24 protein-coding genes are annotated in these 25013 nt (G+C 68.9%); 11 read left to right on the top strand and 13 right to left on the bottom strand.

The window, feature by feature from the left end; genetic code table 11:
- Positions 1-12 precede the first annotated feature (12 nt).
- From ileS to mutL, 6 genes are all read left to right on the top strand, one after another.
- Positions 13-3033 (top strand): isoleucine--tRNA ligase, encoded by a 3021-nt coding sequence (ileS, locus tag CE453_RS22310; RefSeq protein ID WP_089176562.1) that lies wholly within the window; start codon positions 13-15, stop codon positions 3031-3033.
- Positions 3033-3515, top strand: a complete 483-nt coding sequence (gene lspA / locus CE453_RS22305) for a signal peptidase II (protein ID WP_089176561.1) — start codon at positions 3033-3035, stop codon at positions 3513-3515. Before ileS ends, lspA begins: the two co-directional genes overlap by 1 nt.
- A gap of 73 nt (positions 3516-3588) precedes the next feature.
- On the top strand, positions 3589-4239 hold the full coding sequence (locus CE453_RS22300) for a hypothetical protein (protein ID WP_089176560.1): 651 nt from the start codon (positions 3589-3591) through the stop codon (positions 4237-4239).
- A 120-nt stretch (positions 4240-4359) separates the two neighbouring features.
- On the top strand, positions 4360-5649 hold the full coding sequence (locus tag CE453_RS22295; RefSeq protein WP_089176559.1) for a M16 family metallopeptidase: 1290 nt from the start codon (positions 4360-4362) through the stop codon (positions 5647-5649).
- 58 nt (positions 5650-5707) lie between these two features.
- Positions 5708-7003, top strand: coding sequence for a M16 family metallopeptidase (locus CE453_RS22290; RefSeq protein WP_089176558.1), 1296 nt, complete (start codon positions 5708-5710; stop codon positions 7001-7003).
- 50 nt (positions 7004-7053) lie between these two features.
- Positions 7054-8862 carry a DNA mismatch repair endonuclease MutL gene (gene mutL / locus CE453_RS22285; protein ID WP_089176557.1) on the top strand — a complete coding sequence of 603 codons (1809 nt, stop codon included), beginning with the start codon at positions 7054-7056 and terminating at the stop codon, positions 8860-8862.
- 54 nt (positions 8863-8916) lie between these two features.
- Here mutL and CE453_RS22280 read toward each other — a convergent pair whose 3' ends face one another.
- Positions 8917-9165 carry a DUF6719 family protein gene (locus tag CE453_RS22280; RefSeq protein WP_089176556.1) on the bottom strand — a complete coding sequence of 83 codons (249 nt, stop codon included), beginning with the start codon at positions 9163-9165 and terminating at the stop codon, positions 8917-8919.
- A 252-nt stretch (positions 9166-9417) separates the two neighbouring features.
- Between CE453_RS22280 and CE453_RS22275 the strand changes: the two genes are divergently transcribed.
- Positions 9418-9897: a VOC family protein gene (locus CE453_RS22275; protein ID WP_089176555.1), complete on the top strand. Its 480-nt coding sequence runs from the start codon at positions 9418-9420 to the stop codon at positions 9895-9897.
- Positions 9898-10255: 358 nt separating this feature from the next.
- Here CE453_RS22275 and rsmD read toward each other — a convergent pair whose 3' ends face one another.
- Entirely contained in the window at positions 10256-10816 is a 561-nt protein-coding gene (gene rsmD, locus CE453_RS22270; protein WP_089176554.1) for a 16S rRNA (guanine(966)-N(2))-methyltransferase RsmD, read from the bottom strand.
- 3 nt (positions 10817-10819) lie between these two features.
- Positions 10820-12877: a pseudouridine synthase gene (locus CE453_RS22265; RefSeq protein ID WP_089176553.1), complete on the bottom strand. Its 2058-nt coding sequence runs from the start codon at positions 12875-12877 to the stop codon at positions 10820-10822.
- Between the two features lie 237 nt (positions 12878-13114).
- On the opposite strand from CE453_RS22265, the gene CE453_RS22260 reads away from it, so the two are divergent.
- Positions 13115-13579: a nucleoside deaminase gene (locus CE453_RS22260; protein ID WP_248307841.1), complete on the top strand. Its 465-nt coding sequence runs from the start codon at positions 13115-13117 to the stop codon at positions 13577-13579.
- A gap of 3 nt (positions 13580-13582) precedes the next feature.
- On the opposite strand, the gene CE453_RS22255 is transcribed toward CE453_RS22260, so the two are convergent.
- Both CE453_RS22255 and CE453_RS22250 read right to left on the bottom strand, forming a co-directional pair.
- Positions 13583-13834, bottom strand: a complete 252-nt coding sequence (locus tag CE453_RS22255; protein ID WP_089176552.1) for a hypothetical protein — start codon at positions 13832-13834, stop codon at positions 13583-13585.
- Positions 13835-13935: 101 nt separating this feature from the next.
- Positions 13936-14679 (bottom strand): sulfite exporter TauE/SafE family protein, encoded by a 744-nt coding sequence (locus CE453_RS22250; protein ID WP_089176551.1) that lies wholly within the window; start codon positions 14677-14679, stop codon positions 13936-13938.
- Between the two features lie 105 nt (positions 14680-14784).
- Here CE453_RS22250 and CE453_RS22245 point away from each other — a divergent pair, with 105 nt between their 5' ends.
- A complete protein-coding gene (locus CE453_RS22245; RefSeq protein WP_089176550.1) occupies positions 14785-15546 on the top strand; it encodes an ArsR/SmtB family transcription factor in 762 nt (253 codons plus the stop codon).
- Here the strand turns inward: CE453_RS22245 and CE453_RS22240 are convergent.
- From CE453_RS22240 to purD, 3 genes are all read right to left on the bottom strand, one after another.
- Positions 15506-16384 (bottom strand): patatin-like phospholipase family protein, encoded by an 879-nt coding sequence (locus CE453_RS22240; RefSeq protein ID WP_089176549.1) that lies wholly within the window; start codon positions 16382-16384, stop codon positions 15506-15508. The two genes, CE453_RS22245 and CE453_RS22240, sit on opposite strands and share 41 nt — an antisense overlap.
- A gap of 27 nt (positions 16385-16411) precedes the next feature.
- The gene (locus tag CE453_RS22235; protein WP_089176548.1) at positions 16412-17326 is read right to left on the bottom strand and encodes an alpha/beta fold hydrolase; all 915 of its coding nucleotides are present in this window, start codon (positions 17324-17326) and stop codon (positions 16412-16414) included.
- A gap of 127 nt (positions 17327-17453) precedes the next feature.
- Positions 17454-18731, bottom strand: coding sequence for a phosphoribosylamine--glycine ligase (gene purD, locus CE453_RS22230; protein ID WP_089176547.1), 1278 nt, complete (start codon positions 18729-18731; stop codon positions 17454-17456).
- A gap of 93 nt (positions 18732-18824) precedes the next feature.
- Between purD and xseA the strand changes: the two genes are divergently transcribed.
- On the top strand, positions 18825-20417 hold the full coding sequence (gene xseA / locus CE453_RS22225) for an exodeoxyribonuclease VII large subunit (RefSeq protein WP_089176546.1): 1593 nt from the start codon (positions 18825-18827) through the stop codon (positions 20415-20417).
- Positions 20418-20493: 76 nt separating this feature from the next.
- Here the strand turns inward: xseA and CE453_RS22220 are convergent, their stop codons facing one another.
- The gene (locus CE453_RS22220; RefSeq protein ID WP_248307840.1) at positions 20494-21306 is read right to left on the bottom strand and encodes a dienelactone hydrolase family protein; all 813 of its coding nucleotides are present in this window, start codon (positions 21304-21306) and stop codon (positions 20494-20496) included.
- 109 nt (positions 21307-21415) lie between these two features.
- Here CE453_RS22220 and CE453_RS22215 point away from each other — a divergent pair, with 109 nt between their 5' ends.
- A complete protein-coding gene (locus tag CE453_RS22215) occupies positions 21416-21637 on the top strand; it encodes a DUF2093 domain-containing protein (RefSeq protein ID WP_089176544.1) in 222 nt (73 codons plus the stop codon).
- On the opposite strand, the gene lpxK is transcribed toward CE453_RS22215, so the two are convergent.
- The 4 genes from lpxK to CE453_RS22195 are packed head-to-tail and all read right to left on the bottom strand — an operon-like array spanning position 21608 to position 24946.
- Positions 21608-22627, bottom strand: a complete 1020-nt coding sequence (gene lpxK, locus CE453_RS22210) for a tetraacyldisaccharide 4'-kinase (RefSeq protein ID WP_248307839.1) — start codon at positions 22625-22627, stop codon at positions 21608-21610. The genes CE453_RS22215 and lpxK overlap by 30 nt on opposite strands.
- Positions 22627-23931: a 3-deoxy-D-manno-octulosonic acid transferase gene (locus CE453_RS22205; protein ID WP_089176543.1), complete on the bottom strand. Its 1305-nt coding sequence runs from the start codon at positions 23929-23931 to the stop codon at positions 22627-22629. Before CE453_RS22205 ends, lpxK begins: the two co-directional genes overlap by 1 nt.
- Positions 23928-24674 carry a lysophospholipid acyltransferase family protein gene (locus CE453_RS22200; protein ID WP_089176542.1) on the bottom strand — a complete coding sequence of 249 codons (747 nt, stop codon included), beginning with the start codon at positions 24672-24674 and terminating at the stop codon, positions 23928-23930. Before CE453_RS22200 ends, CE453_RS22205 begins: the two co-directional genes overlap by 4 nt.
- Positions 24675-24703: 29 nt before the next feature.
- Positions 24704-24946, bottom strand: coding sequence for a DUF4170 domain-containing protein (locus tag CE453_RS22195; RefSeq protein ID WP_089176541.1), 243 nt, complete (start codon positions 24944-24946; stop codon positions 24704-24706).
- Positions 24947-25013: the final 67 nt, after the last annotated feature.

Below are 25013 nucleotides of genomic sequence, written 5' to 3'. Positions count from 1 at the left end.
CCGAGCCGGAACATGACCGAGAAGACGAAGATCCAGGCCCCGCAGGGCTCGCAAGCAACCGCCGACGGCGTCGATTATTCCCAGACGCTGTTCCTGCCCCAGACCGAATTCCCGATGCGCGCCGGCCTGCCGCAGCGCGAGCCGGAACTGCTCGCCCGCTGGGCCAGGATCGACCTCTACCGCAAGCTGCGCGAGGCCGGGCAGGGGCGTGACAAATTCGTCCTCCACGATGGCCCTCCCTACGCCAACGGCAACATCCATATCGGCCATGCGCTCAACAAGGTGCTGAAGGACCTCGTGACGCGCTCGCAGCAGATGCTCGGCCAGGATTCCAACTATGTGCCGGGCTGGGACTGCCACGGCCTGCCGATCGAATGGAAGATCGAGGAACAGTATCGCGCCAAGGGGCTGAACAAGGACGACGTCCCCGTCGTCGAGTTCCGCAAGGAATGCCGCGCCTTTGCCGAGCACTGGGTCGATGTCCAGCGCAAGGAATTCAAGCGCCTCGGCGTCGAGGGCGACTGGGACGATCCCTATCTCACCATGGCCTATCCGGCCGAGGCTCAGATCGCCCGCGAACTGATGAAGTTTGCCGAGACCGGCCAGCTCTATCGCGGCTCCAAGCCGGTGATGTGGTCGGTGGTCGAGAAGACCGCGCTGGCCGAGGCTGAGGTCGAATACGAGGAGCACACGAGCGACACGATCTACGTGCCGTTCCCGGTGCTCGACGCGCCGGCGGATCTCGCCGGGTCGGCGGTGGTGATCTGGACGACCACGCCCTGGACGATCCCTGGCAACCGGGCGATCTCCTACAGCCACAAGGTCGCCTACGGCCTCTACAAGGTCACGGCTGCGCCGGAGAACAACTGGGCCAAGGTCGGTGCGACCTATATCCTCGCCAAGAACGTTGCCGAAAGCGTCTTCAAGGCGGCCAAGGTCGAGGCCTTCGAACTCGTCGCGGACGTTTCCGCCGATCAGCTCGCCGTGCTCACGACCGCCCACCCGTTGCGCGGCCGTGGCTATGAGTTCGTGGTCCCGCTTCTCGATGGCGACCACGTCACCGATGATGCCGGTACCGGCTTCGTCCACACCGCGCCGGGCCATGGTCGCGAGGACTTCGACGTCTGGATGGCGAACGGGCGCATGCTGGCCGAGCGTGGTATCGAGACCCGCATCCCCTACACCGTCGATGCCGATGGCCGTTTCACCAAGGAGGCGCCGGGCTTCGAGGGCGCGCAGGTCATCACCGACAAGGGTGAGAAGGGCAATGCCAACGATGTCGTCATCAAGGCGCTGGTCGAGGCCGGCAACATCATCGCGCGCGGCCGCCTGAAGCACCAGTATCCGCATTCGTGGCGCTCGAAGAAGCCGGTCATCTTCCGCAACACGCCGCAGTGGTTCATCGCCATGGACAAGCCGATCGGCGAGGCCGGGGCGCCGAATGCGGCAGATCCCAGGCCTGTCGCCGGCGGCAACACCGACACGCTGCGCAACCGTGCGCTCAAGGCGATCAAGGAGACCGAGTGGGTCCCGGCCGTGGGCGAGAATCGTATCACCGGCATGATCGCCAACCGCCCGGACTGGGTGGTCTCGCGTCAGCGCGCCTGGGGGGTGCCGATCACCGTCTTCGTCGACAAGGAAACGAAGGAGATCCTCGTCGACGCCAAGGTCAACGCGGCGATCGCGGAAGCCTTCGAGGCCGAAGGCGCCGATGCCTGGTTCACCGATACGGACGGTGCCCGCTTCCTCAAGCCCTTCGGCTATGATCCGGCCAGGTACGAGCGCGTCACCGATGTGCTCGACGTCTGGTTCGATTCAGGCTCCACCCATGCCTTCACCCTGGAGAAGCGCGCCGACCTCAAGACCCATCGCGTCGTCGATGGCGGCAAGGACCGCGTGATGTATCTGGAAGGCTCGGACCAGCATCGCGGCTGGTTCCATTCGAGCCTTCTGGAAAGCTGCGGCACGCGCGGTCGCGCGCCCTTCGACATCGTTCTCACCCATGGCTTCTGCCTGGACGAGAAGGGCGAGAAGATGTCGAAGTCGAAGGGCAACGTCACTGCCCCGCAGACCGTCATCCAGGACTCCGGCGCCGACATCCTGCGCCTCTGGGTCGCGGCGGCCGACTATTCCGACGATCTGCGCATCGGCAAGGAGATCCTGAAGACCTTCGTCGAGACCTACCGCAAGCTGCGCAACACCCAGCGCTGGATGCTCGGCACGCTCGCTCATTTCAGCGAGGAGATCCGCGTTCCCGAGACGCAGACCATGCCTGAGCTGGAGCGGCTGATGCTGCACCGCCTCGCCGAGCTGGGACCGCAGGTGATGGAGGCCTATCGCACCTACGACTACAAGAAGGTCGTGTTCCTGCTCTCGCAGTTCATGAACACCGAGCTTTCGGCCTTCTATTTCGATGTGCGCAAGGACGCGCTCTACTGCGATCCCAGGTCGAGCCATGTCCGCCGCAGCGCGCTCACCGTCGTCGACCATCTCTTCCGCTGCCTGACGACCTGGCTCGCGCCGATCCTGGTCTTCACCGCCGAGGAAGCCTGGCTGGAGCGCTATCCGCAGGTGAAGACCGAGGATGGTTCGGTGCATCTCGAACTCTTCGTCGAGGCGCAGACGAGCTGGCTCGACCCCGAGCTCGCCGAGCGCTGGGCCAAGGTCCGCCGCGTCCGCCGCGTCGTCACCGGAGCCCTCGAACTGGAGCGTGCCGCCAAGCGCATCGGCTCCTCGCTCGAGGCCGCGCCGCAGGTCTTCGTCTCCGATCCGGACCTGCTCGCCGCGCTCTCCGGCATCGACCTGGCCGAAGTCAGCATCACCTCGGGCATCCGCATCGAGAGCGGGGAGGGCCCGGATGATGCCTTCCGCCTCGCTGATGTGCCGGGCGTTGCGGTCGTGCCGCACCGCGCCGATGGCATCAAATGCGCCCGCTCCTGGAAGTATTTCGATCCGAAGACGGCTGACCCGGCCTATCCGCAGGTGACGCCGCGCGACGCCAAGGCGCTCAGGGAACTCGGGGTCCACGCCTGATGAATCCGGCCCGCCGCCTCGGCCTTGCCACGGTCCTGATCGTCTTCGTGGCGGATCAGGTTCTGAAGTGCTGGCTGCTCTACGGTGTCGGGCTGGCCGAGAACGGCCCGTTCGATCTTGCGCCCTTCCTGACGATCGTGCTCGCCTGGAATCGCGGCATCTCCTACGGGCTGTTCCAGCAGGGCACGGATATCGGCCGCTGGTTCCTGGTGGTGATCTCCTTCGTGGCGGCGATCTGGCTCTGGCGCTGGATGTGGCGGACGCAGGCGCGCTTCACCGTCTTCAGCCTGGCGCTGATCATTGGCGGCGCGCTTGGCAACGGGCTCGACCGGGCCTGGTACGGCGCGGTGGTTGATTTCGTGCATTTTCACTGGGGCAGTTTCAGCTGGTATATCTTCAACATCGCCGACGTGGCGATCGTTGTCGGCGTGCTGGGTCTCCTGTATGAGTCCTTCCGGCCGGCTGGGGAAAAGACGGCTTGACGACGATTTCGCCATCCTTTCGCCCTTCGTCTGTGGTTGAGGCTGGGCGGAATTGTCCAAAGGGAGATTTGACATGGCGCAACGCATCCGCGTGACGCATCTGCTGCTCGCCGGGGGGCTTGTGCTTGCGGCTCAGCCTGCCTTCGCTCAGGAAGGCATGCTGTTCAAGAACCTGATGGAAGGCACTTTGGGTGGCGGCAGCCCGGGCGGCGATATCGACTATCGCGAACGCGCCCCGCTGGTCGTGCCGCCGAATTCGACCCTGCCGCCGCCGCAGCAGGCGGCGAGCAGTCGCAACGCGGCCTGGCCGCGGGACCCCGACGTCCTGCGCCGCAAGGAAGAGAAGTCGCCGCGTCCCTATGTGGAAGATGATGGCAATCGGCATAATCCGATGCTGTCGGCCCGCGAGCTGCAGCGCGGCCGCACGGCGAACGCGCCGAGCGTGGCGCCGCCGCGTTACGGCAACAACGATTCCTATACCAACCAGCTCGAGCCGATCCGGATCGGCCGGGAGCTGGCAGCCCGGCGCAATCAGGAAGACGAAGCCAAGCTGACCTATGGCGAGGAGCCGCCGCGCAAGACCCTGACCGAGCCGCCGACGGGCTATCGCCGCCCGGCCGGTACGGCCGCGCTGGGTCCGGGTGCCTCCGGCCCGGTCGAGGACAAGCAGGCCTCCGGCGAGCGCGAGTTCGTGACCGGCCAGCGCCCCGTCCTGCGTCCGTGATCGGACGGCCCGGCGGCTGCGCCGCCTCTTGCCGAAACGCGGTCGCTTGACCAAGTTGCATAGTCAGGGGCGGGCGCATCGTGCCCGCCCTTTCTTGTCCGAGCGTGGAGACGGCATCCGGTGAATAATCATGCGCGCCAGCCTGGCCTGGCCGAGCCCGTCGAATCCTTCCGGCTCGGCAACGGCCTCGATGTCGTGGTGGTGAGCGACCGGCGCGCGCCGGTGGTCACGCATATGGTCTGGTACCGCAACGGCTCGGCCGATGATCCGGCCGGCAAGTCCGGCATCGCGCATTTTCTCGAGCACCTGATGTTCAAGGGGACGCAGCGCTGGCCGGCGGGCGAGTTCTCCAAGATCGTCGCCGGCTATGGCGGGCAGGAGAACGCCTTCACCTCCTACGACTACACCGCCTATTTCCAGCGCGTGCCGAAGGAGCATCTGCGCGCGATGATGGACTACGAGGCCGACCGTATGATCGGCCTGTCCTTCGACGAGAGCGTCGTCGGCCCTGAGCGCGACGTCGTGCTGGAGGAGCGGCGCATGCGCGTCGATTCCGATCCCGCGGCCCAGCTCGGCGAGGAGTTCTCGGCCTCGCTCTTCTTCCATCACCCCTATGGCACGCCGATCATCGGCTGGGAGCATGAGATCGAGCGGCTGAACCGCGATGACGCCTTCGCCTATTACCAGCGCTTCTACACGCCCGAGAACGCCATCCTCGTCGTCGCCGGCGATACCGACGCCGCCGAGGTGCGCCGCCTCGCCGAGGAAACCTATGGCAAGATCGCGGCGCGTGGTGCCGCGCCCGTGCGCGAGCGGCCGATCGAGCCCGATCCGCGCGCCTCGCGCCGGGTCCAGCTCAATGATCCGCGGGTGCAGCAGCCATCGCTGCGCCGCGCCTGGCTGACGCCGACCTATACCAGCGGCAAGGCCGAGGAGGTCTTCGCGCTCGAGCTCGTGGCCGAGATCCTCGGCGGGGGCACGACCTCGCGGCTCTACCGCAGACTCTGCGTCGAGGACGAATTGGCGGCTGGCGCCAGCGCTTATTTCATGGGCTCGATGGTCGATCGCGCCTCCTTCCAGCTTTCGGTCAGCCCGCGCCCCGGCGTCGCCATGGCGACATTGGAAAGCGGGCTCGACACGGCGCTCGCCGCCTTCCTCGCCGATGGGCCGACCGAGCTGGAGCTGGCCCGCGCCCGCACCCGGCTCGTGGCGGAGACGGTCTTCGCCCGCGACAACCAGGCCTCGCTCGCCCGCATCTTCGGCTCGGCCCTCGCCGTCGGCGAGACGGTTGCTGACGTGCTCGCCTGGCCGCAGCGCATCGAGGCGGTGCCGCGCGAGGCGGTCATCGAAGCGGCGCGCCGCTACCTCAGGCCCGATCGCAGTGTCACCGGTCTGCTGCTGCCGGCCTGACTCTGCCTCGTGAAGTCACAAATGGCAGGGTGCCAAAGCCCTGCCGACAGGAAACGCCATGAACGCGCCTCTTCCGACCCCGAAGCTCAACACCGCAGGCCCGGCCATCGACGTCAGGACCGTGCGCTCGCCCAGCGGCATCGAAGCCTGGCTGGTCGAGGAACATAGCCTGCCGTTGATCGCGGTCGACTTCGCCTTCGATGGCGGCTGCTCGCGTGACCCGGCCGACGCCGCCGGCACCGCCTATCTGATCTCCGGCCTGCTCGACGAAGGGGCCGGGGACCTCGATGCCGAGGCTTTTCAGGGCCGCATGGCCGACCACGCCATCGGGCTCGGATTCGATGCCCGCCGCGATGATTTCCACGGCTATCTGCAGACGCTCTCCAGCCATCGCGATACGGCCTTCGATCTGCTCGGCCTCGCGCTCAACAAGCCGCGCTTCGACGGTGACGCGGTCGCGCGCGTCAAGGCGCAGGTCGTCGCCGGACTGCAGCGCCAGGCCCAAAACCCCGAGACTCTCTGCCGCAATGCGCTCTATGCCGCGGCCTTCCCCGGCCACGCCTATGGCCGCCCGGAAAAGGGCGACATCGACAGCGTCTCGCGGCTGGAGGCGCCGGCGCTGCGCTCCCTGACCCCGGCGCTGCTCGATCGCGCCGGCCTCAAGGTCGTCGTGGTTGGAGACATCACCGCCGACGAGTTGGCCGGCCGCCTCGATGCACTGTTCGGCGCCTTGCCTGCCGGTACGCCGCGCTCGCGACCGGCCACGCCTCTGCCGATCCAGGGCCTCGGCCAGACCCATGTCATCGACCTCGACGTGCCGCAGACCGTGCTGCGCTTCGCCGGCCCCGGCCTGATGTGGGACGATCCCGATTTCATCCCGGCGAGCGTGCTGAACCACATCCTCGGCGGCTCGGCCTTCACCTCGCGCCTGTTCATGGAGGTGCGCGAGAAGCGCGGCCTCGCCTATGGCGTCTCCTCCAGCCTGCTGCCGTTGCGCGAGAGCGCCATGCTGGTCGGCGGCACCGCGACCCGCAACGACCGCGCGGCCGAGTCGATGAAGGTGATCCGCGAGGAGATGGCGAAGCTCGCTGCCGAGGGGCCGACCGAGCACGAGGTCGAGGAGGCCAAGCGCTACATCATCGGCTCCTATCCGCTGCGCTTCGACACCTCGCCGAAGATCGCCGGCGAATTGCTGGCGCTCGCGCTGCGCGGCGATACGCCGGATTTCCTCGCCACCCGCAACCAGCGTTTCGCGGCCGTCACCCTGGCGGATGTGAAGCGGGCGGCGGAGCGCCTGTTCGGCAAGCCGGACCTGCTGGTCGAAGCGGTCGGCCGGCCGGTCGGGCTCGCCTGAACCAGCCGCCCGGGACTAAGCTCCGGGCAGCCAGAGATTCGTCCGAAGCCATGACCGTTCGCCGCCTCGACCCTGTCCTCGTCGACCGCATCGCCGCCGGCGAGGTGATCGAGCGCCCGGCCGCGGCCGTGAAGGAACTGGTCGAGAACGCCATCGACGCCGGCGCCCGTTCGGTTTCCGTCACCATCGCTGGTGGCGGGCGCGAACTGATCCGCGTCGTCGATGATGGCGCCGGCATGACACCGCAGGATCTGGAACTCGCGGTCGAGCGTCACGCCACCTCGAAACTGCCCGACGGCGACCTCTTCGCGATCGGCACCCTCGGCTTCCGTGGCGAGGCGCTGCCCTCGATCGGCTCGGTCGCGCGGCTCTCGATCCAGACCCGCCGCCACGATGCTCAACAGGGCTCCGGCCTCGTCGTCGAGGCCGGCGAGAAGGGCGTCGTCCGCCCTGTCGCTGCCGCGCCCGGCACCCGCATCGAGGTCTCGGATCTCTTCGTCTTCACCCCCGCTCGCCTCAAATTCCTGAAGAGCGACCGGGCAGAGGCGCAGGCGGTGTCGGAAATGCTGCGCCGCCTCGCCATCGCCCATCCCGAGATCCGCTTCTCGCTCGAAGGTGAGCATGCCGGGAATTTCGATTGGCCGGCCGAGCCGATTGGCGAGGAGGGGCTGCTGCGCCGGCTCGGCCGTGCGCTCAGCCGCGACTTCCCCGAGAATGCGCTCAGGATCGAGGCCGAGCGCGAAGGTTTCCACATCTCCGGTTTTGCTGGCCTGCCGACCTTCCACCGCGGCACCTCGGCCGGCGTGCACATGTCGGTCAATGGCCGCCCGGTGCGCGACAAGCTGCTGCTCTCCGCGGTGCGCGGAGCCTATGCCGACGTGGTGCCTTCCGACCGCCACCCGGTGCTCTTTCTCGACATCGGCTGCGATCCGCGCTCGGTCGACGTCAACGTCCATCCGGCCAAGAGCGAGGTGCGCTTCCGAGACCCGGCGCTGGTCCGCGGCCTCGTCGTCTCGGGTCTGAAGGCTGCACTCGCCGCCGCCGGCCACCGCGCCACCACGACGGGCGGCGCGCGCACGCTCGACGCTTTCCGCGCTGTGCTCTCGATGGGCGGCAGCGGCAACGCAATCCCGCGCCCGGCTTTTCCGGAAACTGCCAACTGGGGCGCTCCGCCGCCGTCTACCTATGCAGCGCCGCCGCAGGCCGGCTTTTCCGATTTCGCCGCTTCCTCGGCCGATGCCCGTGCGCATCTGGCGGAGCCCGCAGCCGATGCCCTCGACAGGCCGCTCGGCGCCGCCCGTGCCCAGGTGCACGAGACCTATATCGTCGCGCAGACGCGCGAGGGCGTCGTCATCGTCGACCAGCACGCGGCCCATGAGCGGTTGGTCTATGAGCGGTTGAAGGCCGAACGCGCCCGCTCCGGCATTGCTCGCCAGCCCCTGCTCCTGCCCGAGGTGGTCGAGCTCGATCCGGTCGACGCCGACCGTCTCAATTTGGCCGCCGGCGAGCTCGAAAGCCTGGGCCTCGTCATAGAATCTTTTGGCCCCGGGGCAGTCTTGGTGCGCGAGGCGCCGGCCCAGCTCGCTGGCGGCAATCTCCAGCGCCTCGTCCGTGACGTAGCCGATGCTTTGGCCGAGCACGGCACGGCCGGGTCGCTGGAGCGCCGGCTCGACCACGTGCTGGCGACGATGGCCTGCCACAACTCCGTCCGTGCCGGCCGGCGGATGCGTCCGGAGGAAATGGACGCGCTGCTGCGCGAGATGGAGATCACCCCCAATTCCGGCCAGTGCAACCACGGCCGTCCGACTTATGTCGAGCTGAAGCTCAGCGATATCGAGCGGCTGTTCGGGAGGCGTTGAGTCGGGGTGATCATGGGTCAGATTTCGACCCGGAGCCGCCGTTGTCGCCCGGACTCACATGCGCGGAATGCAGCGGCGCTCGCGCTCCGTCGATTGGCCATGGCGGCCCCTGAGGCCCGGATTCGTGCCGCCGGTCACCTCGAGAATGTATCCGCGCGGGCACCGACCATTGTCGACCAGCACTTTGTGGCCGGGCAGGATCAGTCCCTTGGCCGGCTCCCGGCTGTAGATCTGCTGGGCACCGGCAGGGCCGGCAAGCAGGATCAATGAGAAGGTGAACCCCAGAAGCCCCGGACGTATCATTGGTTGTCCCCTCGATTTTGCGGAACGGTAGCAGCTTCCCGGGGCGACGACATTAGGCCGAAAGTCGAGGCATCCCGGCGAGTCTATGAGCTTCGGCCCGGATATGCTGTCATGAGCCGATCGGGCCCGCCGAGGGAACGTCGAGGGCGGACGTGCATTCTATACCCGTGCTGCACCGTCGGGCTCGATCCTGAGCTGCTCTGCACGCGAACCATCGAGCCGGAACCGATCCGAAACGCGAAGGGACGAACCATGGCCATCGCCAAGAACACGATCTGCGTATGGTACGACAAGGACGCGGAAGCCGCCGCCCGCTTCTACGCCGAGACCTTTCCCGACAGCGCCGTGCAGGCCGTTCACCGCGCTCCGACGGATTTCCCCTCCGGCAAGGCCGGTGACGCGCTGGTTGTCCATTTCACGGTGGCCGGCGTTCCCTGCATCGGTCTCAATGGCGGGCCAGCCTTCAAGCAAAGCGAGGCCTTCTCCTTCCAGATCGCGACGGACGATCAGGCCGAGACCGATCGCTACTGGAACGCCATTGTCGGCAACGGCGGGCAGGAAAGTGCCTGCGGCTGGTGCAAGGACAAATGGGGCGTCAATTGGCAGATCACGCCGCGCGTGCTGACCGAGGCCATGGCGGCCGGCGGCGAGGAAGCCAAGCGTGCCTTCACCGCGATGATGGACATGCGCAAGATCGATGTCGCCGCGATCGAGGCCGCGAGGCGCGGGTGAGGGGCGGGGACAAGATGGATCATTAGCTACCGGCTCGCGACCGGGAGCCGACCCGTCCGCCGCACCGCTTGCCGCGAGTTTATCCCCGTTGGCCGCCCCAGAGTTATCCTCCCGCTGTTCTGCCTGACCAAGGGGGCTTCGCGAGGCATCGTGCGGCCGGGCGGGATGCGGGGTTCGGGCGGTGCCGGCTGGCATCGCATCGACTTCGACATTCGACATTGACATCGGCACGCGGTCGAAGCCGCGCGCCGCCCGGACCCCGTGTATCCCCTCGGATGCCACCCCTGAAAACCCCGCAGGCCGAGCCTGGACGGGGCTTTTCGTGCCGGTTGCGCCTCGGGATGACGGGAGCGGGGCGTCAGTTCGCGCGCAGGATAAGCACCTGCGTCTCGCCATAGGCCCGCCGTTCGAGTTCCTCGAAGCCGTCCGGCAGCGCGATCTCGCCGTCGGCAGCTTCTTCCAGCACGATGAGCGCACCCTTCTCCAGCCAGCCGCCGTCGCGGGCGGAGGCGAGCGCCTTCTCGCCGAGGCCCTTGCGATAGGGCGGATCGCAGAAGACGAGGCCGAACGGCGCCATGCCGGTGATCGGGCCTAGCTTCGTGGCGTCGCGCCGAAAGATGCGGCTGAAGCCGGCAAGCCCGAGCGCCATCTGGTTCTCGCGGATCAAGCCGCGCGCCTCGGTCCCGTCATCGACGAGGAGCGCAAAGCCGGCTCCGCGCGAGAGCGCCTCGAACGCCATCGCACCGGTGCCGGCGAAGAGGTCGAGCACGCGTGCGCCCTCGACCGCGTCGCCATAGGCATGGGCGAGCACGTTGAACAGGGATTCGCGCAAACGGTCCGAGGTCGGCCTGATGCTGCCGATCCCCGGCTTCGGGCTGGCCAGCGACCGGCCGCCCAGGCGTCCCCCGACGATCCGCATGGCTTAATCGCGCTTGCCGCGCGGGCCGCCGGGACGAGGACCCCGGCCGCCCGGACGGCCGCCGCCACCCGGCTTGCCACCGGAGGGGCGTCCACCGAAAGGCTTGTCGCCGAAGCTGCGGCCACGCGGTTTGTCACCGGCCGGCCGCTCGTTGAAGCGGCGGGCAGGGCGCTCCGCACCGTCGCGAGGCGCGCGCTCGGGGCGTTCGCTGCGCGGCGCGCGGTCCTGCCAGGGGCGCTCGTCGGCACGGTCGCGACTACCGGCTTCATCGCGTGAACGCCGGGCTGGCCTTTCGCCGACGCTGCGCACGGGCGGGCGCGGTGCGCGCGCTTCCGCGCTGCCGCGCTCGTTGCGGGGCTTGCGGTCCGGCCTGCGCCGGGTCTCCGGCCCGGCCGCGTCTTCACGCGGCGGGGCGCTGACGCGCTCGACCAGTACGCGCCGACCCTTGGGATCGGCGATCGCCTTGTCGCGCTTGCGCTCGACGGCACCCGTGGCCTCGCGGGCTTCGCGCTCGACGCGGGGATCGGCGCCGCGGCGCGGCGGCGCCTTGCGGGCGCGCTGCGGCTCCGCCTCGGCGTCGCGCCAGACGCCGCGGTTCCAGGACTTGTCGCCGCGCAGTTCGCGCACCGCCTCGCGGCGGGCCTCATGCTCGTCGCGCGGAGCCTCGTTGCGCCGGCGCGGGCGATCCTCGGCGGCGGGCGCACGGCGCGGGGCACTCGGCAGCATGTCGCGGCGCGGCGCCTCGAAATCGGCGCCGGCCTTGGCTGCGAGCTCGGAGCCGAGCTGGTCCTGCAGCACGCGCGAACGGATTTCCTCGACCTCGCCTTCCTCGATCTCGCCGAGCTGGAACGGGCCGAAGGAGATGCGGATCAGCCGGTTCACCGCCAGCCCGAGATGCTCGAGCACGGTCTTGACCTCGCGGTTCTTGCCCTCGCGCAGATCGACCGTCAGCCAGGTGTTGAAGCCCTGCTGGCGCTCGAAGCGGGCGATCACCGGCCCGTAATGCACCCCGTCGATCTCGACGCCGTCCTTCACGGTGTCGAGCTTGTCCTGCGTCACCTCGCCGAAGGCGCGCACGCGGTAGCGCCTGAGCCAGCCGGTCTCCGGCAGCTCCAGCACCCGCGCCAGCCCGCCATCGTTGGTGAGCAGCAGCAGGCCTTCGGTGTTGATGTCGAGCCGGCCGATCGAAAGCACCCGCGGCAGGTCCTCCGGCAGCGCCTCGAACACGGTCGGGCGGCCTTCCGGGTCGAAATTGGTCGTCACGAGGCCGCGCGGCTTGTGGTAGAGCCAGAGCCGCGTGCGCTCGCGCGCCGGCAAGGGTTCGCCGTCGACCAGCACGACGTCGGTCGGCTTCACGTCGAAGGCCGGGCTTTCGAGCACCGTGCCGTTCACGCTGACGCGGCCTTCCGCGATCATCGCTTCGCTGTCGCGGCGGGAGGCGACGCCGGCCCGCGCCATCACCTTGGCGATGCGCTCCGGCTCCTGCGCCGTGATCAGCTTGCCCTCCGCGGGAGCCTCCTCGCGGGCACGATGTGGCCGCTCGCTGCGCTCGCCGCGCTGTGGCCGGGGACGCGCGAAGCGCCGCTCGCCGTCGCCGGCCTCATGCCGGTGTGCAGGGCGACCGAAGCCGCCACGTGCCGGCCGTTCCGCACCTTCCGGACGTTCACGGAAGACGCGCTCACCGCTGCGCTCGCTGCGGCGGGGACGTTCTTCGCCGCTCCGCTCGCGGAAGGGGCGTCCTTCGCTCTCGGGCCTGAATCGGGCCGGTCGGTCGCCGTCGGCCCGGCGCGGCCGCGGAGCGCCGCCTTCGGCCGGTTTGGCGAAGCGGCGGGCAGGACGCTCCTCGCCCTCGGAATGGCCGCGGAAGGAGCGGCGCTCGCCGGCCTCGCGAAAACCCTTGCGCTCGCCGCCGCGGCTTTCGCCATCGCGCGATCCGAAACTGCGCCCGGCCGGGCCCTTGCTTCGGGGACCCTTGCCGCCGAAGCCCTTGCCGTCGCCACGGCCGCCGGCGCCGCCGCCCTTGCCTGGGCCGCGACCTCTGTTGTTGTCGTCGTCTTTCATGACTGCTCCTGAGCCGGCCGAGCACATCCGCTTTGCGGGAAGGGCCTGGCTCGCTTATTCGCTAGAGCACGCGCCGATCGGATTGCAATGCAATCCGATCGGATAACGCGTTCTCTACTAATATCTGAGAGACGGATTCACCGCTCAGGTTGAACCCAACCTGAGCGGATCCGGCTCTATCCCGGCGCTTGTAGCAGAGGCTTTTCCTCGCTGCGAGCACCAAAGCAGGGGTTTTCGATGCCGCAGCCGCAACCATCCTCCGCCATCGACGCCATGGCGCTGGCCTTCGACGAGGCGAAGGCGGCGGCGGTGCGTGGTGAAGTGCCGGTCGGCGCGGTGGTGATGCGCGACGGTGCGGTGCTGGCCCAGGCCGGCAACCGCACGCTGGAGCTGAGGGACCCGACCGCCCATGCCGAGATGTTGGCCCTGAGGCTGGCCTGCGAAGCGATCGGGAGCGAACGGCTGATCGGCTGCGATCTCTACGTCACGCTCGAGCCCTGCCCGATGTGCGCAGGCGCAATCTCCTTCGCCCGCATCCGGCGGCTCTATTTCGGTGCCGGCGACCCTAAGGGCGGGGCGGTCGAGAATGGCGTCAGGCTCTATGAGAGCCCGACCTGCCATCATGCGCCCGAGATCTATGGTGGCCTGCGCGAGACGGAGGCCGTGGCGCTGCTCCGGGATTTCTTCCGCGAGCGGCGCTGAGCCTCAGGTATCGGACGATGTGATGCCGAATTTCTGCGCGAGCTGGGCCCGGTCCATGCAGGAGACGTCATAGGTCACCTGCCGGCCCTTGAAATCGGGGCGCTTGGCGAAGTCCTTGGTCATCGTGCGGGTGATGTCGTCGATGCGCGTCTCGCAGGCTTGGGCGGTGGTGAAGTTCATCTCGCTGATCCGCGACGTGAAGCAATGCGGCTCACCCGAGACGCAGGCCATGATGACCATGGTGAAGACATCCATGCGGCTGCTCCTGTCGCTCGGGATCGAGGCTGCGCCCGCATGGTTAGCGGGCGGTTAACGGCGGGCCGGGCGACAAGGGCAGACAAGCAAGAGACGGGCCGTCAGGCAAGGCTGCGCCAGCAGAGATAGGCTCCGAGCGCCAGCAAACCTGTGAAGAAGCAGATCTTGAAGGTCGCGGGCGAGATGCGGTTGCGGACGAACTGACCGGCGCCCATCCCGATCAGGGCAGGGACCAGAGCCAGCCCCGACTGCCAGGCGACCGTCATGTTCAGTGCCCCGGCCCCGATCAGCCCGAAGGAGAGGGCCACCGTCGAAACGATGAAGGAGATGCCGAGCGCCTGCACCAGCTCGTCCTTGTCGAAGCCGAGTGCCTGCAGATAAGGCACGGCCGGCAGCACGAAGACACCGGTTGCAGCCGTGACGACGCCTGTCGTGAAGCCGATGACGGGGCCGAGCCAGATCTCCCAGCCGGCGGGAACGCGCAGCTTTGCCGCCTTGAGGCCGACGGCCGCATAGAGGATCAGCGCTGCGCCGAGCCAGAGCGTCGCCGTGCCGTCCTTCTCCTGCTGCAGCAGGCCGGCGCCGGCCCAGGTGCCCAGGCAGATGGCGAGCAACATCGGCCAGAGCCGGCGCAATGTCGCAAGCAGTTTCGGTCCTGTCGCGATCTGCCAGCCATTGGTGATGAGGTTGGGAACGACCAGCAGGGCGGCGGCTTGCGCCGGGGCCATGACGACGCCGAGGATGCCGACCGCGATGGTCGGCAGCCCCAGCCCGATGACGCCCTTGACGAAGCCGGCGAGTACGAAGGTCGCGGTGACGAAGAGGAGGAGAGCCGTGTTGTCCATGTCCCGCTTCTGGCATCGCGGCACCCGTCTGTCGCCGGCCGATGCTACGGCCGTCACCGTAGCATCCACGCTTGCGGCGGGCGTGCGAAGGCGCATCATGGTCCCATGAGCACGCCAAATAGCTATTCCGGCCCCTATCTCGCGGAGATCGCCCATCTGATGGGCGATCCGGCCCGCGCCAACATGCTGCACGCGCTGATGGATGGGCGCGCGCTGACGGCGAAAGAACTCGCCTGGATCGCCGGCGTCGCACCGCAGACGGCGAGCGGCCATCTCGCCAAGCTGATGCAGGGCGGCCTGCTCGCGGTCGCCGTGCAGGGGCGCCATCGCTATTATCGCCTCGCCGGTCCCGAGGTCGCGCAGGCCCTCGAAGGTCTGATGGTGCTGGCGAGCATGGAGGGCAGCGGGCGCCGCCTGCCGTCGCGCGTCGGCGCGGAACTGAGCTTCGCCCGCACCTGCTACGATCATTTCGCAGGCCGGCTCGGTATCGGCATCCATGACGCGCTGATGGCGGGCGGACACCTGACCGCGAGCGAGGGCGGCTATGCCCTGACCGCTTCCGGCAAGGTGATTTTCGCGGCCCTCGGCGTCGATCCGGACCAGAGCGGCAGGAGCCGCCGCGCGGCCTTGCGCCCCTGCCTCGACTGGAGCGAGCGGCGCCCGCATCTCGCCGGCCATCTTGCCGCCGCGCTCGCCTGCCGCTGCTTCGAGATGGGCTGGACACGCCGCCGCAAGGACAGCCGCGCGGTCGCCCTGACCGAAGAAGGCCGCTCGGTGCTGGAGGCCGCCTTGCCCGGCTTCCGTTGCGATGTGCCGGAGCCGGCTGTCAGCGCGTCGCGGCGAGAGCCCGTTCCAGCGCTCGCTTGACCTCGTCCTTGATCGGCTCGGCCGCGGCGAGGATCGCCTTCGCCTTGAAGAAGTCGAGCCCGCCGATGCCGTCGAGTCCGGTGCGGATCAGGATGTCGGGCGGCTGCCGCTCGACCATGCGCTGCACCAGCGTGCGCGTCAGGATCTGCGAGGCACCGACGATCGCCTCCATCGCGCCCGGCACGCGGCCGTCGCTCGTCGCGACGGGCGGCGCGCTGACATCGATCGCCAGCACGATCCGGCTGGGCGCCATCAATCGCTCATAGGGCAGGGGGTTGATCGCCCCGCCATCGATCAGCACATGGCCCGCCAGTGCGACCGGCCGTACCAGCCCGGGAATCGCGAGCGAGGCGGCGACCGCCGGCGTCAGCGGGCCTTCCGACAGCGTCACCTCGACATGGCGATGGTAATCGGCCGCTGTCGCGCGGAAGGGGATCGCGAGCTCCTCGAAACGGTCGGGTACTGCCTCTGGCCAGAACAGGTCGAGCAGACGCTCGCCGTCGATCAGCGCCGGGTTGCCGAGGCCGCGCACCAGGTCGGCGAGCTTGCCGACGCGGGCATCGAGCAGTTTTGCGACCACCCGCGGCCGGTCCCGGAAGCTGCCGAGCACATGCTCGCGCAGCGCCGCGCCGGAAAGCCCGGCGGCATAAGCCGCACCGATGATCGCGCCGATCGAACAGCCGGAGATTGCCACTGGTTTCACGCCGAGCTCGTCGAGCGCTTCGAGCACCGGAATCTGGCTCAGACCCCGCGCTCCGCCGGCACCGAGCACCAGCGCGATTTCGCCCGTGAACTTTTTGGGCTCGGATCGGGACGCGGTTGGACGGCGCGGTGACATCGGTCGAATCTGGGTTCTGCCGGTTCCTCAGGCAAGCGGCCGCGCCAGGAAGGGCTTCAACGCGGCGAGTGTCGCCTGCGGGTTTTCCTCCGGCAGGAAATGGCCGCTCTCGATCGCCTGCCCTTCGGCTTGCGGCGCGAAGGTTTCTCGCCAGGTCTCGAGCGGGCTTGCGCCCCTGGCCGGGATGCCGGCCTCGCCCCACAGGATCAGTGTCGGGCAGAGGATGCGCTTATGGGCGGCAAGGTCGGCCTTGTCCTGCGCGACATCGGTGGTCGCGCCGGCGCGATAATCCTCGCAGGCGGCATGGATGCGCGAGGGATCGCTGAAGGATTCGCCATAGGCTTGCATCGCCAGCGGGTCGAACAGGTCGAGTGTCTTCGCCCGGCTCCAGCTCGCAATGGTGTGGTCGAGCCAGCCGACCGGATCGGCCTTGAGCAGGCTTTCCGGGACGGGCTCGGGCTGCGCGAGGAAAGTCCAGTGATAGACCTGCATGGCGCGGCCCGCGTTCATGCCCTCCCACATCGAGACGGTGGGCAGGATGTCGAGAAGCGCCAGCCGCTCGACCCGGCCGGGATGGTCGAGAGCGAGGCGGTAGCCGACGCGTGCGCCGCGATCATGGCCGATCACGCCGAAGCGGATGTGGCCGAGCGCCTGCATCACCGCGACGATGTCCTCGCCCATCCCGCGCTTCGTATAAGTCGCCGTGCCGCCATCGCCGTGTGGCGCCGCCGACCAGCCATAGCCGCGCAGATCGGGGCAGATGACGGTGTGCGTCTTCGCCAATTCCGGCGCGATCCTGTGCCATTCGGCATGGGTCTGCGGGAAGCCGTGGATTAGGACGAGCGGAGGGCCTTCGCCGCCGACGCGGGCAAAGATCTTGCCGACCGGGCCGTCGACCCAGTGCGCCTTGAAACCGGGAAAGAGGCTGTCGATGTTGGCCATGCCGGGAGCATAGGCATCGATCCGAAAAGTGGGAACCGGTTTTCGGCGTAAATCGATGCAGGAACGCTAGCAAACCGGCCGAATGCCGCATTCGATCGGCTTGTCCCCCTGCAGCGGCCGCCGGATGTCAGCCTTGCTCGCGCTTCACCGCCTGCCAGCCGATGTCGCGGCGGCAGAAGCCTTCCGGCCAGTCGATCAGGTCGACGCCTCGATAGGCCCTGGCTTGCGCCTCGCTCGCGTTCTTGCCGAGGCCGACCACGTTGAGCACGCGCCCGCCATTCGCGACGAGCTCGCCCTCCTTGAGCTTCGTGCCGGCATGGAAGACGAGGACGTCGTCGAGCGCTTCCGCCTTCTCGACGCCGCGGATGACGCTGCCGGTTTCCGGCTTGCCGGGATAGCCCTTCGCCGCGAGCACGACGGTCAGCGCCGTCTCGTCCTTCCAGCGCAGGTCGAAGGCGCCGAGCACGCCGTCGCAGGCGGCGAGCAGCGCCGGTACGATGTCACTCTGCAGCCGCGGCATCAGCACCTCGCATTCGGGGTCGCCGAAGCGGACATTGTATTCGATCAGCTTCGGCCCCTCGGCGGTGATCATCAGCCCGGCGAAGAGCACGCCCTGAAACGGCATGCCACGCCTGGCCATGCCGGCGAGCGTCGGCCTGATGATCTCGGCCATGACGCGCTCTTCCATGGCGGGCGTCATCACGGGAGCGGGCGAATAGGCGCCCATGCCGCCGGTGTTCGGCCCGGTGTCGCCATCGCCGACGCGCTTGTGGTCCTGCGCCGAGGCGAGTGCCAGCGCGTTGGTGCCGTCGCAGAGCGCGAAGAAGCTCGCCTCCTCGCCGACCATCCACTCCTCGATCACGACCTCGGCGCCGGCCTGGCCCAGCCCGCCCGCGAACATCATGTCGATCGCCTCGTTGGCCTGGTCGAGCGTCTCGGCCATCACCACGCCCTTGCCGGCGGCGAGCCCGTCGGCCTTGACCACGATCGGCGCACCCTGCCTCGCGGCATAGGCCTTGGCGGTGTCGGCGCTGGTGAAGCGGCCGAAGGCGGCGGTCGGGATGTTGAACTGGGCGCAGAGCTCCTTGGTGAAGCCCTTCGAGCCCTCGAGCTGGGCGGCGGCCTTCGAGGGGCCGAACACCTTGAGACCGGCCTGCCTCAGGTCGTCGGCGATGCCGGCGACCAGCGGCCCTTCCGGGCCGACAACGATGAGGCCGATCCCCTGCAGCCGGCAGAAGGCGACGACCGCCGCATGGTCCGCGATATCGACCGCGACGTTCTCGCCGCATTGCGCCGTGCCGGGGTTGCCGGGGGCGATGAACAGCTTCTCGCAGAGCGAGGAGGCCGATATCGCCCAGGCGAGCGCATGTTCGCGGCCGCCCGAGCCGATCAGAAGAATCTTCATGGCATCCTCTCTGCTCCGTCACCGGCGAAATAGCGGCCCAGCGCCCCGGCGGCAACGCTTCTGCTGGCAAGGCGAGCCCGCTATGGTCCCGCCATGAACAGCGAATCGACCTCGCCGGCCGGCAATGCGCCGGAATGGACCGTCTCGGATCTCTCCGGCGCGCTGAAGCGCACCATCGAGGATTCCTTCGGTTTCGTGCGGGTGCGCGGCGAGATTTCCGGCTATCGCGGCCCGGTCGCTTCGGGCCATGTCTATTTCTCGCTGAAGGATACCAACGCCAAGATCGACGCGGTGATCTGGAAAGGCGTTTTCGGCCGGCTGAAGACGCGGCCGCAGGAAGGGCTGGAGGTCATCGCCACCGGCAAGATCACCACCTTCGCCGGCAAGTCGAGCTATCAGATCGTCATCGATTCGCTGGAGCCGGCCGGCATCGGCGCGCTGATGGCGCTGCTGGAGGAGCGCCGCAGGAAGCTCGCGGCGGAAGGGCTCTTCGCCGAGGAGCGCAAGCAGCTCATCCCCTATCTGCCGCGCGTGATCGGCGTCGTCACCTCGCCGACCGGTGCCGTCATCCGCGACATCCTGCACCGGCTGGAAGACCGCTTCCCGCGCCATGTCCTGGTCTGGCCGGTGCGTGTGCAGGGCGAGACCAGCGCGGCGGAGGTCGCCAACGCCATCGCCGGCTTCAACGCGCTCCGCGAGGGCGGGCGCATCCCGCGGCCGGACGTCATCATCGTCGCGCGCGGCGGCGGCTCGCTCGAAGACCTGATGGGCTTCAACGAGGAGGTCGTCGTCCGCGCCGCCGCCGCCTCCGACATCCCGCTGGTCTCGGCCGTCGGCCACGAGACCGATACGACGCTGATCGATTTCGCCGCCGATCTACGCTGCCCGACCCCGACAGGTGCGGCCGAGAAGGTCGTGCCCGTCCGGGCCGAGCTGATGGCGCTGATTGCCGATCTCGCCCGCCGCCATGACGGCGCCATGCGTCGCCTTTCGGACCGGCGCCGCAGCGATCTGCGCGCTCTCACCCGCGCCCTGCCGGGGCCTGAGGCGGTGTTGTCCGGCCCGCGCCAGCGGCTCGACCTTGCCGCGACGCGGCTCGCGCCAGCGCTTGCCCGCAACGCCCGCGTGCATGAGCAGGCACTGCAGGGCCTCGCTCGGCGCCTCGAAGCCCGTTCGCCGCGTATCGCCCTTGCCCGGTTGCGCGCCCAGCTCGACGGTTTCGCGCGGGTGCTCGCAGCGGCACGCGGCAATGCTATCGCCAGCGAGCGCACCCGCATCGCGCACGCCCGCGACCGGCTGGCGACCCTGGAGATGCGGGCCCGCAACGCCTTCGGCCAGAGCCTGATCCAGCGTCGCGAGCGCGGCACTCTTCTGGCGGATCGCGGGGGGCGCGCCTTCGCGCAGGGGATCGATCGGCGCCGGGACCGCCTCGATTCACTCTGGGCGCTGATCCGTTCGCTCGGTCCCGAAGCCGTGCTGGCGCGCGGTTACGCCTTGATCCGCGACGAAGCCGGCACGCTGGTCCGCAGCGTCGCACAGGCGCAGCCCGGTCAAGCACTCGCCGTCCAGCTCAGCGACGGCCGCTTCGACGCGGTGGTCTCGGGAGCAGGAGGAACGCCGCCGAAGCCGCAGCCCCGCGCCGCTCGCAAGGAGCCGCCGAAATCGACACAGGGCGATCTGTTCTGACCGCTTCCCGAGTCCTCATCCTGAGGAGCCGCGGCGTCTCGAAGGATGAGGGCTGGAGGTCCGAACCAAGCCGCCTTCAGCGGGTCTTCAGGAAGGCGTCGACGCGCTTCAGCGCGTCTTCCCGTGCAGCCGGGTTGGTGCCCACCGTCACCTTGCCGGTGCCGCTGGCGGAGTAGGCGATGTTCTCGCGTTCCTTCATATCGAGGCGAGGGTGGTCGAAGTCGTGCACGGCGCCCGGATAGAGCACGAATTCCACCTTCTCACCGCGCGCCTGCGCTGCCTTGGTGAGGTAGTTGCAGGGCGCCGCCGGCGTCCAGTCATCCGCTTCGCCCATCAGGATCAGCAGCGGCATGCGAGCGGCGAAGCTCGGTGATTCCGATTGCATCCGGCAACTCGGGTAGAAGGCGATCGCGCGCGTGAAATCCGGCCTGCCATCCGCCGGGCTGCGATCCTTGCGGATGGCGGTGAGCACGGTCGAGCCGCCGCTGGACCAGCCGATCAGCGCGACCTGACCCGGCCGGATGTCGCTGCGCTGCTGCAACCAGATGCGCGCGGCTGCCGCATCGGCGACGCGTTCGCGCCCGGCCCGCACCGTCAGGTCCTTCACGCCGCATTGAGAGCCAAGCCCGCGCGAACCGTAGCTGTCCGGCATCAGCACGGCGAAGCCGGCCGCGGCGAGCCGTTCGCCCCAGTCGGCATGACGCAGCGAGAGCTTGCCTTGTTCGCGCCACAGACCGCCGCAACCATGCAATGCGACGACTGCCGGGAACGGGCCGGTTCCCGGTGGCCGGAACAGGAGGCCGTCGAGGTGGCCGCCATCCATCGGAATCGAGACACGCTCATAGCCGCCGGCAAGGGCAGCCGAAGCCGTGAGCAGCACAAAACTCATCACGCACGCCAACAGGCGCTGGACACTGGACATCGCCGACCGGAAAATGACACCGCCTTGGGATTATCCCGGCTTTCCGTTTCGCATTCAATGATTTAATGCAGTTTTGATGAACATCAGCGAGCGCCTTCCCACCCCCGCTCCCGAAGCGGTCGTCGATTACGGTCACGGCGAGTTCCGCGTGATCAAGCCAGGCGGCTTCGTCCGCTGCGCCGTAACCGGCGCGCCGATCCGGCTCGACGATCTGCGCTATTGGTCGGTCGAGTGGCAGGAGGCCTATGCCTCGCCCGAGGCCGCGCTGCTAAGACTGCGCCGCGCCGGCCGGGCCTGAGGCCGCAGCCAGCAGCGATCCGATCCGCTCCGGCGCATCGAAGACCAGCCTGACGGGCAGGACGACGAGCCGCTGCCGCTCGGCGTCCGGCCAGAGCACCGCCAGCTTCGTCATGTCCTTTTCGGTCGTGGCCACCAGCAGATCGCCGGACCGGGCCTCCGCGACGACGGCGGTGATGTCGGCCGCTGTATAGGCATGATGGTCGCCGAAGGCACGCTCGGTTGCGACGGTTGCGCCGAGCGCTTCCAGCGTGGTCCGGAATTTCTCCGGCCGGCCGATGCCCGACAATGCGACGACCTTCCGCCCGCTCAGCCTGCCGGCCGCCTGGGCCTCGGGCTCCAGCCGGGCTGTGAGCACTGCTCTGCCTCGCGTCCGGGCCGCTTCTGCGACCTGTTCTCCGGCTGCTCCCGGTCCGATCACGATGACGGCGTCGGTCCGGTCGAGCTGCCCAGCCAGCGGTGCGCGCAACGGCCCGGCGGGCAGGCACAGGCCGTTTCCGACACCGCTCGCCCCGTCCACGACGGCGAGCCGCAATTGCTTGGCGAGCGCCGGGTTCTGCAGCCCATCATCCATCACGATCACGCTCGCGCCGCTTGCGCCGGCCAGCGCCGCGCCAGCGACCCGATCGCGGGAGATGATGGTGCGGGCATGGCGCGCCATCAGCATCGCCTCGTCGCCGACATCGGCGGCGGCGTGCCGGACCGGATCGACCTCGACCGGGCCGGGCAGGCGCCCGCCATAGCCGCGCATCAGCACGAAGGGCGTCTCGCCTCGCGCGGCCAGCAGCCCGGCGAGCGCGATGGCGGTTGGCGTCTTGCCGGCGCCCCCGGCAATGAAATTGCCGACGCAGATCACCGGCACGCCGGCTGGCGTGCCCGGCTTGCGCATGCGCCTGAGCGTGATGGCTCCGTAGACCCAGCCAAGCGGGGAAAGGAGCCGGGCGAGCAGCCCCGGCCGGTCGCGCCACCAGAAGCGCGGCGCGCTCAGCATCAGGGCGCGCTCTCGCGCTGGCCCAGCGCGACGCGCATCAGCAAGGGCTCGATGGCATGCAGCGTCCGGTTGATCGCACCGCCGAGTTCGCTGGCCGTATGTCCCGCCGCGCGCGCCGCCTGCCGGGCGCTGGCAGGGTCGCTCAGCCAGCGATGCACGGCGCCGGCGAGTGCCTGCGCGTCCGCGACCTCGCGCGATCCCCCGTCTCTGTCGAAGGCCGCGAAGATCTCGGCGTTGTTGTGGACATAGGGGCCATGCAGCAGGGCGCAGCCGAGCTTGGCGGGCTCGATCGGGTTGTGCCCGCCGATGCCTTCGACCAGCGAGCCGCCGAGGAAGGCGACCTGCGAGAGCCGGTAGAGCAGGCCGAGCTCGTTCAGCGTGTCGGCGACGTAGAACTCGACGTCGCGTTCCGGGCCCTCGCCATTGGCCCGGCGCGCCACCGCGACGTCATTGGCCTGGGCGAGCGCCTCGATCTCGGCGCCGCGCTGCGGATGGCGCGGCGCGACGATGGTGAGCAGCTTCGGCAGATAGGGCTTTAGCGCGAGGTGGGCCGAGAGGACGAGCTCGTCCTCGCCTGGATGCGTGCTGGCGGCGATCCAGACCGGCCGCCCGGTGGTCATGCCATCCAGGATGGCGAGGGTGTCGGCATCGGCCGGCGGGGCGGGCACGTCGAATTTGAGATTGCCGGCGACGCTGACGCGTGGCGCGCCGAGCTGGGCGAGTCGCTCGGCATCGGCCTGCGATTGCGCCAGGCAGGCCTCGAAGCAGGAGAGCAGGAAGCGCGCGGCCTGCGGCCGCTTGTACCAGCGCGCGAAGGAGCGCTCCGACATCCGGCCATTGACCATTACCACCGGGACATTGCGCCGCTGCGCCTCGATCAGCAGGTTCGGCCAGATCTCGGATTCGCAGATCAGGCAGAGCTCCGGCCGCCAGTAGTCGAGAAAGCGGCGCATGTAGCGCGGAATGTCGAGCGGGATGTACTGGTGGATCGCGCCCGCCGGCAGCCGCGCCGCGAGCAGCCGCGCCGAGGTCACCGTGCCGGAGGTGACCAGCACGGTCAGTCCGCGCTTCTGCAGCCTGGCGATCAGGGGCAGCAGCGTCACCGTCTCGCCGACGCTGGCACCGTGGAGCCAGACGAGCGGGCGGTTCGGTCGTTTGACGCTGGCATAGCCACGCCGTTCGGCCAGTCTTTCGGCATCTTCCTTGCCGCGGCGGCGGCGCCACTGCAGCAGCCCGGCGGCAGCCGGCTCGAGCAGGGCGGTGCCCAGCCGGTAGCTTCTGATCAGGGCGCCCTTGCCGCTCATGCCGGCGTCCCGGCGGGCTGTTGCGGGGCTTGCAATTCGCGCAGGCCGGCGCCGGGGTCGCGGCTTCCGACGAGTTCGTAGGCGCGGGCGTGGACAGCGTCGAGGCTGGCCTGCACGGCGAGCCGGGCCGCTTCCTGCGTCGCCTCGTCGGCATCGCGCGTGATGGTGATCGGCTCGCCGACGACGATGGCGCAGCGCCCGAAGGGCAGGCCGATCGAGGCGCGGTCCCAGCTGTTGAAGTCGATGCGGCGGCTGGTCACCACCGCGACGGCGCGGATCGGCCGGCCGGAGGCGCGAGCCAGCGAGATGATGCCGGGGCCGACGATGCGCGCCCGCTTGGGCACGTCGGCGGTCAGCACCATGGTATCGCCGGCCGCAAGCCGCCTCACCATGGCGAGGAAGGCGCTGGCGCCGCCCTTTTCGCGGATCTTCTTGCCGAGCGCGCCCGAGCCGCGGATCGCCCCGATGCCGAGCTCGCGCAGGGCCACGGCGTTGAAACCGCCGTCGCCATGGCGCGAGACCAGCGAGCACGCCGGCATCCAGTCCGGCCGGGCGAAGGGGATCATGATGTGCTGGCCGTGCCACATCGCGAAGATCAGCGGCAGTTCCGGCCGGACATGGTCGTAGATATCGGCGGGTTCGAAGACGATCCGGTTCGTCCGCTGGACGAGGCGCAGATAGCCGGCCAGGAGCCGGCCGAGCGTTTCCTGTGCCACGCGGGTCTTGAGGATCGAGAAACCCATTTGCCTCTCGTCTTGCTCGCCGGTCTCGTTCAGGCCTTGGCCGCCTCGGGGTCGAGCAGGCGGTGCAGGTGGACGATGAAATAGCGCGTCTGCGCCTGGTCGACCGTCTGCTGGGCCTTGGCCTTCCAGGCCATATGGGCGCTGGCGTAGTTCGGGAAGATCCCGACGATGTCGAGCTTCGACAGATCCTTGAAGGTGATGCCTTCGAGCGAGTCGAGCTCGCCGCCGAAGACGAGGTGAAGAAGCTGCTTCTGTTCGGGTTCCGCGCTCATCGTTCTCTCCAGCAGGATGGCCCCGCGCCCCCTTAAGCCATCTCGCGCGCGGGCGCGAGCGGGCGCA

Source organism: Bosea sp. AS-1 (assembly GCF_002220095.1).
Classification (GTDB): Bacteria; Pseudomonadota; Alphaproteobacteria; order Rhizobiales; family Beijerinckiaceae; genus Allobosea.
The sequence above is the reverse complement of the archived record's forward strand: the minus strand, read 5'-3'. Positions and strand labels throughout refer to the sequence as shown.

What these genes read in the sequence shown, in the direction of transcription:
- ileS (WP_089176562.1), top strand. Translation starts at nt 13, where the DNA reads ATGACCGAGAAGACGAAGATCCAGGCCCCGCAGGGCTCGCAAGCAACC.
- lspA (WP_089176561.1), top strand. Translation starts at nt 3,033, where the DNA reads ATGAATCCGGCCCGCCGCCTCGGCCTTGCCACGGTCCTGATCGTCTTC.
- CE453_RS22300 (WP_089176560.1), top strand. Translation starts at nt 3,589, where the DNA reads ATGGCGCAACGCATCCGCGTGACGCATCTGCTGCTCGCCGGGGGGCTT.
- CE453_RS22290 (WP_089176558.1), top strand. Translation starts at nt 5,708, where the DNA reads ATGAACGCGCCTCTTCCGACCCCGAAGCTCAACACCGCAGGCCCGGCC.
- mutL (WP_089176557.1), top strand. Translation starts at nt 7,054, where the DNA reads ATGACCGTTCGCCGCCTCGACCCTGTCCTCGTCGACCGCATCGCCGCC.
- CE453_RS22280 (WP_089176556.1), bottom strand. Translation starts at nt 9,165, where the DNA reads ATGATACGTCCGGGGCTTCTGGGGTTCACCTTCTCATTGATCCTGCTT.
- CE453_RS22275 (WP_089176555.1), top strand. Translation starts at nt 9,418, where the DNA reads ATGGCCATCGCCAAGAACACGATCTGCGTATGGTACGACAAGGACGCG.
- rsmD (WP_089176554.1), bottom strand. Translation starts at nt 10,816, where the DNA reads ATGCGGATCGTCGGGGGACGCCTGGGCGGCCGGTCGCTGGCCAGCCCG.
- CE453_RS22265 (WP_089176553.1), bottom strand. Translation starts at nt 12,877, where the DNA reads ATGAAAGACGACGACAACAACAGAGGTCGCGGCCCAGGCAAGGGCGGC.
- CE453_RS22260 (WP_248307841.1), top strand. Translation starts at nt 13,115, where the DNA reads ATGCCGCAGCCGCAACCATCCTCCGCCATCGACGCCATGGCGCTGGCC.
- CE453_RS22255 (WP_089176552.1), bottom strand. Translation starts at nt 13,834, where the DNA reads ATGGATGTCTTCACCATGGTCATCATGGCCTGCGTCTCGGGTGAGCCG.
- CE453_RS22250 (WP_089176551.1), bottom strand. Translation starts at nt 14,679, where the DNA reads ATGGACAACACGGCTCTCCTCCTCTTCGTCACCGCGACCTTCGTACTC.
- CE453_RS22245 (WP_089176550.1), top strand. Translation starts at nt 14,785, where the DNA reads ATGAGCACGCCAAATAGCTATTCCGGCCCCTATCTCGCGGAGATCGCC.
- CE453_RS22240 (WP_089176549.1), bottom strand. Translation starts at nt 16,384, where the DNA reads ATGTCACCGCGCCGTCCAACCGCGTCCCGATCCGAGCCCAAAAAGTTC.
- CE453_RS22235 (WP_089176548.1), bottom strand. Translation starts at nt 17,326, where the DNA reads ATGGCCAACATCGACAGCCTCTTTCCCGGTTTCAAGGCGCACTGGGTC.
- purD (WP_089176547.1), bottom strand. Translation starts at nt 18,731, where the DNA reads ATGAAGATTCTTCTGATCGGCTCGGGCGGCCGCGAACATGCGCTCGCC.
- xseA (WP_089176546.1), top strand. Translation starts at nt 18,825, where the DNA reads ATGAACAGCGAATCGACCTCGCCGGCCGGCAATGCGCCGGAATGGACC.
- CE453_RS22220 (WP_248307840.1), bottom strand. Translation starts at nt 21,306, where the DNA reads ATGAGTTTTGTGCTGCTCACGGCTTCGGCTGCCCTTGCCGGCGGCTAT.
- CE453_RS22215 (WP_089176544.1), top strand. Translation starts at nt 21,416, where the DNA reads ATGAACATCAGCGAGCGCCTTCCCACCCCCGCTCCCGAAGCGGTCGTC.
- lpxK (WP_248307839.1), bottom strand. Translation starts at nt 22,627, where the DNA reads ATGCTGAGCGCGCCGCGCTTCTGGTGGCGCGACCGGCCGGGGCTGCTC.
- CE453_RS22205 (WP_089176543.1), bottom strand. Translation starts at nt 23,931, where the DNA reads ATGAGCGGCAAGGGCGCCCTGATCAGAAGCTACCGGCTGGGCACCGCC.
- CE453_RS22200 (WP_089176542.1), bottom strand. Translation starts at nt 24,674, where the DNA reads ATGGGTTTCTCGATCCTCAAGACCCGCGTGGCACAGGAAACGCTCGGC.
- CE453_RS22195 (WP_089176541.1), bottom strand. Translation starts at nt 24,946, where the DNA reads ATGAGCGCGGAACCCGAACAGAAGCAGCTTCTTCACCTCGTCTTCGGC.